14 protein-coding genes are annotated in these 12,053 nt (G+C 38.7%); all 14 read right to left on the bottom strand.

All coding sequences use genetic code 11. The features are described 5' to 3' along the window. Positions 1-322: 322 nt before the first annotated feature. The 14 genes from ABZ559_RS05455 to rplK all read right to left on the bottom strand — a co-directional run bounded on the left by ABZ559_RS05455 (position 323) and on the right by rplK (position 11,911). Positions 323-826 (bottom strand): GNAT family N-acetyltransferase, encoded by a 504-nt coding sequence (locus ABZ559_RS05455; RefSeq protein WP_367007478.1) that lies wholly within the window; start codon positions 824-826, stop codon positions 323-325. Beyond that, a complete protein-coding gene (locus ABZ559_RS05450; RefSeq protein WP_367007477.1) occupies positions 826-1,842 on the bottom strand; it encodes a PhoH family protein in 1,017 nt (338 codons plus the stop codon). The genes ABZ559_RS05455 and ABZ559_RS05450 overlap by 1 nt, the downstream gene beginning before the upstream one ends. 76 nt (positions 1,843-1,918) lie before the next feature. Beyond that, positions 1,919-3,097, bottom strand: a complete 1,179-nt coding sequence (locus ABZ559_RS05445) for an MFS transporter (RefSeq protein ID WP_367007476.1) — start codon at positions 3,095-3,097, stop codon at positions 1,919-1,921. Positions 3,098-3,374: 277 nt separating this feature from the next. Next, entirely contained in the window at positions 3,375-4,691 is a 1,317-nt protein-coding gene (locus ABZ559_RS05440; RefSeq protein ID WP_367007475.1) for a LysM peptidoglycan-binding domain-containing protein, read from the bottom strand. Between the two features lie 287 nt (positions 4,692-4,978). After that, the gene (locus tag ABZ559_RS05435) at positions 4,979-5,374 is read right to left on the bottom strand and encodes an NUDIX domain-containing protein (protein WP_367007474.1); all 396 of its coding nucleotides are present in this window, start codon (positions 5,372-5,374) and stop codon (positions 4,979-4,981) included. A 77-nt stretch (positions 5,375-5,451) separates the two neighbouring features. Then, entirely contained in the window at positions 5,452-6,066 is a 615-nt protein-coding gene (locus ABZ559_RS05430; protein WP_367007473.1) for a Type 1 glutamine amidotransferase-like domain-containing protein, read from the bottom strand. A 10-nt stretch (positions 6,067-6,076) separates the two neighbouring features. Further along, on the bottom strand, positions 6,077-6,292 hold the full coding sequence (locus tag ABZ559_RS05425) for a YozE family protein (RefSeq protein WP_018376642.1): 216 nt from the start codon (positions 6,290-6,292) through the stop codon (positions 6,077-6,079). Positions 6,293-6,813: 521 nt separating this feature from the next. Beyond that, on the bottom strand, positions 6,814-7,323 hold the full coding sequence (gene msrA / locus ABZ559_RS05420; protein ID WP_273404598.1) for a peptide-methionine (S)-S-oxide reductase MsrA: 510 nt from the start codon (positions 7,321-7,323) through the stop codon (positions 6,814-6,816). Between the two features lie 439 nt (positions 7,324-7,762). Next, entirely contained in the window at positions 7,763-7,906 is a 144-nt protein-coding gene (locus ABZ559_RS05415) for a hypothetical protein (RefSeq protein WP_367007472.1), read from the bottom strand. A 25-nt stretch (positions 7,907-7,931) separates the two neighbouring features. Beyond that, positions 7,932-8,789 (bottom strand): S1 RNA-binding domain-containing protein, encoded by an 858-nt coding sequence (locus ABZ559_RS05410; protein WP_367007471.1) that lies wholly within the window; start codon positions 8,787-8,789, stop codon positions 7,932-7,934. A 455-nt stretch (positions 8,790-9,244) separates the two neighbouring features. Next, positions 9,245-9,802 (bottom strand): ribosome recycling factor, encoded by a 558-nt coding sequence (frr, locus tag ABZ559_RS05405; RefSeq protein ID WP_277290934.1) that lies wholly within the window; start codon positions 9,800-9,802, stop codon positions 9,245-9,247. 53 nt (positions 9,803-9,855) lie between these two features. Further along, entirely contained in the window at positions 9,856-10,587 is a 732-nt protein-coding gene (gene pyrH, locus ABZ559_RS05400; protein WP_273404607.1) for a UMP kinase, read from the bottom strand. Positions 10,588-10,696: 109 nt separating this feature from the next. Further along, positions 10,697-11,386: a 50S ribosomal protein L1 gene (rplA, locus tag ABZ559_RS05395; protein WP_018376635.1), complete on the bottom strand. Its 690-nt coding sequence runs from the start codon at positions 11,384-11,386 to the stop codon at positions 10,697-10,699. Between the two features lie 99 nt (positions 11,387-11,485). Beyond that, positions 11,486-11,911, bottom strand: a complete 426-nt coding sequence (gene rplK, locus ABZ559_RS05390) for a 50S ribosomal protein L11 (protein WP_018376634.1) — start codon at positions 11,909-11,911, stop codon at positions 11,486-11,488. Positions 11,912-12,053 lie beyond the last annotated feature (142 nt).

The following is a 12,053-nucleotide window of genomic DNA, read 5'->3' as shown; positions in this document are numbered from 1 at the left end:
GATAGTTTTTCACTAATCAAGGAGTTTTTTGAGGAAATACCGACTGTATTTTGAAAAAAACTAACGACAAGTAGCTCAAAAACTAGCCTTAGATAGAAGTGCTAAACTGTGAATACAGGTTCTTAAATCTAGGTAAGTTGGTCATACTATCCAAGGCTACATGAACAAGTTTGAGTGGAAAACAATCGCCATAGATTCCACCAATAATCTTATCGTGATAATAAAGAAGATATTCGTCATCATGCTACGATAGGTTACTTCGTCTAAAACTGATAACTGTTCCAAAACAAACTTTCAATACAATTTACTAAATAGTATTTAGTTACCCCAAAAAATTCTTTTCCATTATAACAACAGTATAAGACTCCTGCTCTATTTCGCTTCCAGTCGGTTTGAAGCCTTGTTTTTCCCAAAAATGTTGAGATTGAGGATTCCCCTTAACATAAGCCAAGCGAACTTTTTGGAAATTTTTTGCCAAATAAGCTAACGCTTCGGTCACAATCTGACTACCAATTTCTTTACCTTGATAAGCTTGATTGACCATGAAAAAGCCTATAAAAATCGTCTTTTCATCAGGATAGGCACAAACAAAGTCCATAACAGCAACTAGACTAGAACCGTCCCAAAAACCAACGTAGTACTTGTCATCTTGAGTTTTCCCTTGAGGCAAGCGAGCAATATCCTCCATCACACTATCTAAACTTGGCTGAGGAGGACAGTATTGAAAATACAAAGGATTGCTTTCATATAGAGCCAAAACACTTGGAATATCTGATTGAGTCACTTTTCGGCAACTATAAGACTTCGCCAATGTTTCGATTTTCATCACTTTCTGTCACCCATCAATTCAGTTTTTTCTTCTTCTGGAAGATGGCTGCGCCCCGTTTGATTAACATTTTCATAAGCATTGATGATTTCAGCGACCACAGGATGACGGACAACATCTTTGGCTGATAGGTAAACAAAATCAATCTGCTTAATCTTTCTTAATTTTTCGGTCGCATCAATCAAACCCGATTTGACATTACGAGGTAAGTCAATCTGACTAATATCCCCATTAACAATCATCTTAGAATTGAACCCTAAGCGAGTCAAAAACATCTTCATCTGCATGATGGTCGTATTTTGCGCTTCATCTAAAATAACAAAAGCATCATCCAAAGTCCGACCACGCATGTAAGCCAATGGTGCAATTTCAATGATTTCACGTTCCATGAGCCGCGTAGTTTGCTCTTTACCAAGGATTTGATAAAGGGCATCATAAACAGGTCTTAGATAAGGATCGACTTTTTCTTTGAGATCTCCTGGTAAGAAACCTAGACTTTCCCCTGCTTCTACCGCAGGTCGAGTCAAAATAATACGCTTAACTTGCCCACGCTTGAGAGCCGTCACCGCCAATGTTACAGCTAGAAATGTCTTACCAGTCCCTGCGGGTCCAATCCCAAAGACCACATCATGTTTTTTCACACTATCCACATAAACCTTTTGCCCTAAGGTCTTGACACGAATCGGCTTTCCATAACTATCCTTGATAATTTCCTCCTCATAGAGAGCTACAAACTTATCAATGGAACCATTTTGTGTCATAGACAAGGCTGTCACAACATCGGAAGTATTGACAATCATGCCACGGCCAACCAAAACCAAAAGTGCCTGAATGGTCAAACGTGCTTCTTCAACGGCTTCCTCGTCATCTCCCAAAATTTGCACACGCTCTGTTCGTGCATGGATAACAACATTTAAATGATCTTCAATCAATTTCAAGTGACGTTCATTTGTTCCAAAAAGAGCTAAAACATCATCTGGGTGGGTTAATGTAATATCAACAGAATACTCTTGCAAATAGAGTTCCTCATTTCTTTTATCTGTAATATATTTTATTATATCAAAAAACCACGCAATTGCGTGATTTCTTATGTCATCTGTCATTTGAAAAATAGCTGTGCCCACATATTAGTATCATTCCCAAAACCGCAAGAACACTCCCCAGTCCTAAAAAGGTTTGCGAGAACCCAAAGTAATCAATAAAAAGCCCAGTCATTGGAAAAACAAGAATCATGGATAAGCTAAAAAACATAGAGCATACACTGAGCATGGTTGCTCTGACATCACTTGGGATTTGATTCTGCAAATCATTATTAAAAATCGGCAGAAAGAAAGCGTATATCCCGTCAGTCAGCAAATAAATGAGAACATATAACATTGGCATTTTTGTAAAGCTAAAAATGTATAGAAGTCCAGTCAAAGCGACCAGTATTGGTAACAAGCGGCTTGCTTTTTGATTTTCACCGAGATGACTAGCCAACCAAACTGCTCCAATATTCACTCCGCTAGAAATCAACATCACTAAGCTAATTTGCCACGAATCAAGGGATTCCAGTTCATTTTGATAATAAAAATAGAACATACACATGAACACACAAATCAATTGACTCATCATGAGCCAGTAAAGCAATCGCGGAGTTCGCCTAAAGACTTTGATTACAGTCTTTATAATATTTTTTAAACTTGCTGGCTGATCTCTCTCTTCCTTAACGCTCGGCTCTTTCATCATAAAGATAAAGAATAGAACTAACAGTGAAAATGCAATCTGAATCACGTAAGTTACATCAAGTAAGCCATGGACAAAAACGCCTGCTATAACTGTCCCCATAGTCCTAGTCGCCTCTGCAGTTCCTGATAAAAAACTTGAAATTTTGAGGAATCTATTTTCAAGCCCCGCTTCTTTAGCAGATTCAAAAAGCATAGCAGAGCTAGTTCCAGAATCAAAATTATAGGACCAGGCGTTAAAAACCATTCCTAGAGCGTATATCCAAAAGTTTCCTTGTCCAAAGAGCATCATTAGACAAGAGATAATCGACATGATCCTACCCAGGTACAAATTCGTCCTGTAATGAAAACGATCAGCCAACATACCCGAAGGGACTTCAGACAAAAGACTAGTAGTGTGGAAAATACTTTCCAATATCCCTACTTGCCAAAGCGTCATGCCATGTTGAGTAAGAAAAAGAATCCAGAAACTGGTAATACCAAAGAAACTAAAGAACTCCGTTGCTCCTAGCCAGACAATATTATGACGATACGATTTTTTTAACATAGATAATTTCCTTAATAATTGATACAAGCCCTATTGGGCGATTGAAGTCAACAACCTGTCAAAGCAGGTCACCAGAAAATCAAAAGTCAAGCCGATTCAGCACCATTATGAACTTTAATTGACTTTAATTTTCACAAAGTATCCATCAGATTTCTCTACGTACGTGCATATAGCCCACTCTCCTTTAAAATTATCTATGTTTCGTATCAAAAATCTTTTTTATTATAGCATAAAACAGCTACTTAAAAAAGTAGCTGTTGAAAAGTAAGAATAATATTTATTCAGTAAAAGAAACGTGAACATGGTCCATATGATTTGCAGTGTCACTACCTCGATCAGGCATTTGATTCCAAGTATTGGCTGGTCCGTAAATGTTAGCCCTAGGTGAGTAGAACTTTTGTTGCCAAATAATATATGAGATACCATTATCAGCAATGTTATCAACAGCATATTGTGCAACTTGATCACCTAAGCTTGAATTATCATACACCATGAAATCAATCGCTAACCCTTTGCCATGATCTTCTGGATCTCCTGGGCGATAACCACTAAAATCAGTAATGCCGTATACACCCGCAACTTCTTCCTTAAAGGCCGCTGTTTGTGGTTGCAACCCTGTGTTATCATAAGTTGTCGCTTGCGTTGACACTGGAGTGACTGTTGTAGTTTCTGACTCTTCAGGTGTCTGAGCAATCGTTTCGACTATTGATTCAGCAGATTCTTGCGCTACAGCTGTTGCCTGTACACCCTGTTCTTGAGTTGTTACTGGAGTCTCAGTCACTTGGTTTGTGTCAACAACAGTTTCTGCTACCGGCTGCTCAGACTGAGCGGCTGTATCTTCAATAATATTTTGAGTAACTTCTTGAACAGCCGTAGGTGCTGTTTCAGAAGCTGAGGCTTGCTCTGTTGTATTTGTTTCTTCTGTGCTAGACTGAGTGGCTTCAACAGTTTGTGAAGTAGCCTCTTCTATTTTTACTTCTTCTGTGGTCAAAACCTCAGAATTTTCAGCTGGATCTGTTATTTGACTAGCCTCTTCACTTGATTCTTCTGTAGATATTGAAGGTTGTGTTTCAGTAATGTGTGCAATAGCATCTTTCACAGGCTCCGTAGTTTGGGCATAAATTTTTAGATTTGACTCTTGAGTATTAATGATGTTTTGTGTCAAATCTGCCACATCCACTACTTGATCACCTACTACAACCTGATTATTTTCCAAATCAGCTGTTGCTTTTACTGACTCTGAAGATTGTTCAGATACAGGTGTCTCAACTGCAACGGTCGCCACTTGATTAGCGTCATTATAAGTTGTTGTCAAGACTGTATCTGGAAAAATCAAATCTAAGTTAGTAATTTGATTGATGTTTGCCAAAACATTAACATCAATTCCCATAGCTTCTGCTACCGTGCTCAAAGTATCGCCATATTGAACTTTATAAGTTGTTTTATTGCCTTCATTAACAAGACTTGCCTTGATTTCGTCTACTGAACGAGCTGTCCAATTATTAACTTCATCACCATGAACATGGCTTGCTGCAAACATTGATAGGGCTACTGTTGAAAATAAAAGAGATTTTTTTGTAATTTGTTTAGACATGCGATTTCCTTTTCTATTTTTCGTATACATACCTATATCATATCACAAAGAATAGTGAAATGCTTCCATTTAACTTCTTTTTAAAAGAATTTCCATCTTTGAGAAAAAATCGAAGAATTTGTCATCAAAAAACAACAATTCTTGCGATTTGATACTCAATGAAAATCAAAAGTAGCCTAGGAAACGAAGCCGACGATAGAACTTGAGTTCATCAAGGCAAGTTGACAACGGATAATTTTGATTTTCGAAGAGTATGACCATCAAATACTTATTACCATTAGATGATATTAATTAGTCCGAAGTGTCAAATGCTCTGGAAGGTTGACGATTTCCTTTTTGAGAAATTCTGGGTAAAAAGTACTGCGTTCCAACTCCTCAAAAGTCAGCCATTCATAATCAGCCCATTTATGTGATTCCCATTTTCTAAATTTAGCCCCCAAGCTTAACAAATCACTTTGCGATATATCAATCAGGAAATAGAAACAGAGCTCATGAAAACACTCTTGGCTAGTTTCTTCATTAAAGAATGACTGACTAAGCCAAAGAGGCCTAATAACACTTGCTTCTATCTCCAATTCTTCGTGAAGTTCTCTAAGTACTGCATCCTCTGCTAGTTCCCCATTTTCACACGACCGCCAGGTAAGTAAAAATAAGGTGACTTGGCATCTGTTGTCACAAGTCATTGCTCCTCATGAACAATGACCGAAGCTACCCGATAATTAAACCTTTCAGTTTGTACTTGATACGAAATATCCATTCTCTATTCTTCGACTATTTGATAGCGATTCCCTTCAACGACTACAGCTTGTGCATTATTCAGTGGTAAGATAGCCAAGTTTTCTTGATATTGATCTAAAATGGCTTGCGCAGACTCTTCAAATGGAAATTCTCCGACATGAGGAACAATGTAAAAATCAACCAACTTCAAACCAAAGTCATTTGCTAGATGTGGCGCTTTTTCGCGTTCATCCATAAGTTGGCTGTAGGCAATATTAGGACTGGCAATAATCGCTCCCGCAGACTCAGCTAGGTAAGGTAGACCATTTTCAACTCGTTCCTTCAAAGATTTCAACAATACTTTTTTCTGAAGTTCCTGTAAGAGGTAAAAAGAATTCCCACCTGAAAAATAAACAGCCTGAGCTTGATCAAGTCTGCTTCTAATAGCTACTGCTCCTAATTTAGCAATATCACAGTCCTCTACAACAATGCCTAAAGACTGAAATAGCTCGCGCCCCTCATCAATATAATCGGTGTACTCTTCCACATTTCCAGCTGTTGTAATGAATAAAACCTGACCAATCTGATGTTTTTGAATAAAGTCAGCCAATGAATGCTTGACACCTGCCAAATAAGACGTTAAAAATAAGTTTTTCATCATTCTCCCCTTAATGCGCTAAATAATCCTCCCAAATCTGATCAAACTGTCCTAGATTAAAGGAAAAGCTGGCGCTATCTTCTAAATAACGACTGATCTCATCAAAGCTATCTGTATGCTTGGGAAAAGTCGTATCGTCAAAAGCCAAGTCAGCTAAAATAGCCACCGGTTCCTGACTCTTGGGATTGCGCTGAGTCATCAGCCACGTGTAAAATGATTTTCGCATATTTTCTCCTTAATAAACAATTTTTTCCTCATTGACACAAACTTCTCGCGTCAACATTTCACTCTCAAAAGTTTTACGCACTTCAATTAAATTTAAAAAAGTGTAGCCTTGTTTTCTCAAGAAGACCAACATGACATGATTCTTGGAATGGATATAGTTGAACAAGGTCTCACCACCCAAAGGAAGAGATAATTTTTCTATCTTTTGAAATAATTGAACTGCCTAGCCCTGATGACGATAGTTTTCAGAAACAAAAAGTTGTTCTACCCAGACGACCGTTCTCTGCCTCACAAACCAAGTACCCTATTAAGTCCACCTCCGACAAAGATACCGTAAACGGGAAAATCTTTCTCTAAAAAATCTCAAAACTCCTCACGTCCCTCATAAAAATCAGGAGCAAGCAATCAATTTTTCAAAGCTCGCAAATGAACCCGAAAGTTGACTATCAGAGACGCCGTCAATTCCTTGTGACTTTCATTTTAGTAGATAATTTTAATTGGCATAGCATCTTTCTAAAAAGCTTAGTGCCAATTCTCGTCTAAAAATTGGTGGCGAATAGCTGAGCTCTGAGCATAACGTTCGGGATTTGTCCTATAGAAACCTTGATGATAAGACTCTGCTTCATAGAAAGGTTGGGCAGGCTCAATGTTTGTTACGATAGGTTGATCAAAACGGCCTGAAGCCTGTAGATTAGCCTTAGAATGCTCTGCTATTTCCCGCTGCTGTTCATTAAAGTAAAAGATTACAGGGCGATAATTATCTCCCCTGTCTTCAAACTGGCCAAAAGCATCTGTCGGATCTGTTTGTGCCCAATAAATTTCAACCAAATCTGCAAAAGAAATCTTTGACTCATCAAAAATAATCTCAACAGCTTCAGTGTGTCCTGTTGTTTTTGAGCACACCTCTTCATACGTCGGATTTGGGACATGTCCACCCGTATAGCCTGAACGAACAGATAAAATTCCTTCTTGCTCTTCAAAAGGCTGCACCATACACCAAAAACAACCTCCAGCAAAAATAGCACGTTCCATGATTTCCCCTTTTTATCCAAATTGTTTTTTATATTGTAGCAAAAAAATCCCAGTTTGTCTGGGATTTTGATATCAATTGATTGTTCAAAAAGCTATAGCAGATTTATCACTTGATAAAGCAAACCTGCCGTTGGACAAACCAGCAAAGGCCATAAGAAGAGGTGTTCTGGAAGTCCGAAATGCAACATCCAGTTTCTGGTATGCCAGTCTGTACAGTCCTCTGTTCCCGAAATCATCAGGTGATCCATTATTTTTTGACGAAAAAACCAGTCTAGGCCTATCAGATCCCCACATTAACCAAGAACAGCTACCAATAACCGGTCATAAATAACGGTCAAAAGGCCCTAACAGGTAGATAAACCGTCGTCCCCAAGCCTAAACCAAAAGTTAATAGATAAATCCAAAACAGCCACTTTCTCTCTTTTTGCGTTGAAGCAAGTCAGGTTTGGGAGCAACCTGCTGTACTTGCTTGGGCAATGGAAACCACAGCCCGTGGATAAGCCAACCAAAGTCTAGCGATTGCCACATTGAACAGTAAACTCATCAGAAGACCAACCAAGGTCACATGCAAGCATAAAATCATTACTGACTAGCCTCCATCCCAAAACTTAATCAATTAATTCTGTTCCCAGTTCGTCCTGCTTGATTTTCTTAGCCTTCATGAGTCCACCTAGAGCCTTTTTGAATTGACCTTTAGAAATGCCGAAGGTTTCCTTGATATCTTCAGGGGAGGACTTGTCATTAAGGGTCATGAAACCTCCATTAGCCTCAAGGTAGGTCAAAATCATTTGAGCATCATTTTCCAACATTTCAAAAGAACGCGGTTTGAGGGAGAGATTTAGGGTACGGTCAACCTCACGGAAACCAATGACACGCGCCTTAACAACCTCACCCAAACGTGGCTCTGCAAAACGTTCACTTGGATGAATAAAACCAAGCATATTATTTTCAGGAAGATACACGAAAGTTCCAGATAATTTTAATCGGTAAACAATAGCTGGCCAGGTTTGATTTTGCATATTATTGTAAGCTGGCCCCGCCATTTTTTGAAAGACTTCCTGATCAGCAGGCAGAGCCCAAATACGGTCTTTTTTATCCACTTCTAGGCGAACATAAAGTTTGTCACCTTTTTTAGGCCACAATTCCTTTAATTCTGGAAGAACATCAAGGGATACAACAAACTGCTTATCTTCAAGTCCAATATCCAAAAAGATACCCAAATCTCGTCGAACCTCTGTCACAACTCCCCAACCATAAGTCGTTCTGGTTGTCGCGATTTCTTTTGTCGTCAGACGAGCTTTTTGAAGCGTATCGGTATAGGCAAATCCCGAGACCATGTCACCAATATGATGTATGCCTTCCGATTTATCAAGAGCGAAGGTAATCCCATCTTTTTGGACAAAATAGTTTTTTTCGTTTTCATCGGTCACCATGCCTGTGATGACCCTTGCAAGTAAATGATTCATAATTTTTCTTTCCATTCTTGTATTCAATCAAAATGATGTTAGATACAGACTTTCTACAGAAAATCTGTCTTTTTGAAATTGAATATTTTATCACTATCAAATAAATAAAATTAGATTTTTGTAGACTAGGATTAGCGATCATATTGAGTACATAGCCATTAAAAAAGGAAGCAGGAGAAAACTCAATAAATGAAAAGAGTTCCCCTCACTCCCATATTTACAGGTTGGAACCAAAACAGTCCACTGTATCACCTTACTCTCATCCCCACATCGCTCAAAATGCCTTGGAGATAGGTTGAGAGTGAAAATATGTAACCAACTCTGTTTGCAACAGTGTCTCCCAAATTCAGAGGGTGAAACCTGAATAAATCCCCCAATTGACCACTGTATAGAAATGGTAGCACGAACCTTGGAAAAGCAATATTGGACTATTTTCCAATACCTCATTGTCTCACTCAGACAGTGAGCAATTCCTTTTCTTTTTCAGCCGTCATACTATCAATCTTCTTAACAGCATCATCTGTAGCTTTTTGAATCTCTTTTTCAAGAGTTTTCAATTCATCTTCAGTGATTTCTTTGTCCTTTTCTTGTTTTTTCGCTTCATTCATAGCGTCTTTGCGAATATTGCGGATAGCAATCTTTGCATTTTCACCCACTTTTTTCACTTCTTTAGCCAAGTCTTTACGAGTTTCCTCTGTGAGAGCTGGGATAACCAAGCGAATAACTGAGCCGTCATTTGCAGGGTTGATACCTAAGTCTGACTCATTGATTGCACGTTCAATCTCCTTGATTGAAGACTTATCAAATGGTGAAATCAGAAGCACTCGTGCTTCAGGAACAGTAATTGAAGCCAATTGATTAAGTGGAGTTGGCGCACCGTAATAGTCAACTTGGATACGATCTAAAAGTGAAGCATTAGCACGTCCTGCACGAATTGAAGCAAATTCACGAGCCAATGATTGATGGGAATGTGCAAAACGTTCGTTTGCTTTTTCGATAATAGCGTTAGCCATGAGTAAAGAATTCTCCTTAATGTTTCTTGATTTAGTTAATAGTAAAGGTTTTCTTAAAGGTGTTCTACTTTGTTTGAAACCGTTGTTCCAATATTTTCACCAAAGACAACACGCTTGATATTACCTGCTTCATTCATATTGAAGACAACGAGATCAATATCATTATCCATTGATAGTGTTGAAGCCGTTGCATCCATAATTTTGAGACCACGTTTAATAACTTCTACATGGGTCAATTCGTCAAATTTGACTGCATTAGCATCTTTTTTAGGGTCAGCATTGTAAACACCATCAACACCATTTTTCGCCATAAGGATAGCATCTGCTTCAATTTCAGCAGCACGAAGAGCGGCAGTGGTATCAGTCGAAAAGTATGGTGATCCAATACCAGCACCAAAAATTACAATACGATGTTTTTCAAGATGACGAAGGGCGCGTCCTCGAATATAAGGCTCAGCTACATTTTGCATCGGAATAGCCGTCTGAACACGAGTATCAACACCATATTGCTGAAGACTGTCAGCCATAACAAGAGCATTCATGACAGTTCCCAGCATGCCTGTGTAATCTGCCTGAACACGATCCATACCTGCCAAAGCTGCAGGTTCGCCACGCCAAAGATTACCACCACCAATAACAAGGGCAATCTGCACACCCGAATCATGGACTTCAGCAATTTCTTTAGCAATAGTTTGAACCGTAGGAAGGTCGATACCTACACCCTTGTCACCCGCTAAAGCTTCACCAGACAATTTGATTAAAATACGTTGATATTTAGGTTTCACGATGAATTACTCCTTTTTTAGTCCTTACTATTTTATCATAAAATAAGGCTTTTACCTAGTAAAATATCTAAAAAATCCATCTCCTGAGGAAATGGATTTTATTTATTGATTAAAGTGAATTTGGATCTACTTTGATACCAACACCTTGTGTTGTTGTAATAGATACGTTAGTCATGTAAGTACCTTTTGAAGTAGCTGGTTTAGATTTCACCATAACATCATTGAAAGCCTTGAAGTTTTCAACAAGTTTATCTGCATCAAATGATACTTTACCAATAAGTGCTTGAACGTTACCTGCTTTATCAGCACGGTAAGTGATTTTGCCACCTTTAGACTCTTCAACTGCTTTAGCTACATCCATAGTTACAGTACCAGTTTTAGGGTTTGGCATAAGGTTACGTGGCCCGAGGACACGTCCAAGACGTCCAACGATAGCCATCATATCAGGTGTCGCAATAACAACATCAAAGTCAAGCCATCCACCGTTGATTTTAGCGACAAGGTCATCTTCACCAACGAAGTCCGCACCGGCTGCTTTAGCTTCTTCAGCTTTAGCACCACGGGCAAATACAAGAACACGTTGAGTTTTACCAGTTCCGTTTGGCAATACCATCGCTCCACGGATTTGTTGGTCAGCTTTACGAACGTCAATGTTAAGGTTGTATGCAACTTCTACAGATGCATCAAATTTTGCGAAGTTAGTTTCTTTTGCAAGCGCTACAGCTTCTTCAACACTGTATGCTTTTGTGCGATCGATTTTTTCAAGCGCAGCACGCATTTGTTTGCTTTTTTTAGCCATTTTAATTTTCTCCTTGTAGTGTGGTCATATCGATTTGATTTAAAATCTCCCACGTCACTCATCAAAGATGAGGTCATGCGGGTCTTGGGGTGTTATTGATTAGTCAACAACAGTGAATCCCATAGAACGAGCAGTACCTTCAATCATACGCATTGCAGACTCAACGTTTGCAGCGTTTAAATCTGGCATTTTAGTTTCAGCAATTTGTTGTACTTGCGCACGAGTAACTGTTGCAACTTTAGTTTTGTTAGGTGTGCCTGATCCTTTTTCAACACCTGCAGCTTTTTTCAAAAGAACAGCAGCTGGTGGTGTTTTTGTTACAAAATCAAATGATTTGTCTTCATACACAGAGATAACAACTGGGATAATCATACCAGCTTGATCAGCTGTACGAGCATTAAATTCTTTTGTGAATCCCATGATGTTAATTCCTGCTTGACCAAGAGCTGGTCCGACTGGTGGAGCTGGAGTAGCTTTACCGGCAGGAATTTGAAGTTTTACGACTTTTTCGACTTTTTTAGCCATGATATAAAATCCTCCTGTTGTGGTTTTTACGGTAATTAAAGATTTTTACCTCCCACAGATATGCTCTTTAGCATACTTGTCTATTATACATCAATCCTGCAAGAAAGCAAGTCTTTTGTATCTTTTTTTATGAAAAAGTTGC

It is taken from the genome of Streptococcus sp. ZY19097, assembly GCF_040731245.1.
Classification (GTDB): Bacteria; Bacillota; Bacilli; order Lactobacillales; family Streptococcaceae; genus Streptococcus; species Streptococcus orisratti.
Note: the sequence above shows the minus strand (reverse complement) of the source record. Positions and strands in the feature narration are given on the sequence as shown.

Excerpts from the sequence above, each read along its gene's own strand:
- ABZ559_RS05425 (WP_018376642.1), bottom strand. The coding sequence starts at position 6,292 with ATGCGAAAATCATTTTACACGTGGCTGATGACTCAGCGCAATCCCAAG.
- rplK (WP_018376634.1), bottom strand. The coding sequence starts at position 11,911 with ATGGCTAAAAAAGTCGAAAAAGTCGTAAAACTTCAAATTCCTGCCGGT.
- ABZ559_RS05435 (WP_367007474.1), bottom strand. The coding sequence starts at position 5,374 with ATGACTTGTGACAACAGATGCCAAGTCACCTTATTTTTACTTACCTGG.
- msrA (WP_273404598.1), bottom strand. The coding sequence starts at position 7,323 with ATGGAACGTGCTATTTTTGCTGGAGGTTGTTTTTGGTGTATGGTGCAG.
- ABZ559_RS05445 (WP_367007476.1), bottom strand. The coding sequence starts at position 3,097 with ATGTTAAAAAAATCGTATCGTCATAATATTGTCTGGCTAGGAGCAACG.
- frr (WP_277290934.1), bottom strand. The coding sequence starts at position 9,802 with ATGGCTAACGCTATTATCGAAAAAGCAAACGAACGTTTTGCACATTCC.
- rplA (WP_018376635.1), bottom strand. The coding sequence starts at position 11,386 with ATGGCTAAAAAAAGCAAACAAATGCGTGCTGCGCTTGAAAAAATCGAT.
- ABZ559_RS05440 (WP_367007475.1), bottom strand. The coding sequence starts at position 4,691 with ATGTCTAAACAAATTACAAAAAAATCTCTTTTATTTTCAACAGTAGCC.
- ABZ559_RS05430 (WP_367007473.1), bottom strand. The coding sequence starts at position 6,066 with ATGAAAAACTTATTTTTAACGTCTTATTTGGCAGGTGTCAAGCATTCA.
- ABZ559_RS05415 (WP_367007472.1), bottom strand. The coding sequence starts at position 7,906 with ATGATTTTATGCTTGCATGTGACCTTGGTTGGTCTTCTGATGAGTTTA.
- ABZ559_RS05455 (WP_367007478.1), bottom strand. The coding sequence starts at position 826 with ATGAAAATCGAAACATTGGCGAAGTCTTATAGTTGCCGAAAAGTGACT.
- ABZ559_RS05410 (WP_367007471.1), bottom strand. The coding sequence starts at position 8,789 with ATGAATCATTTACTTGCAAGGGTCATCACAGGCATGGTGACCGATGAA.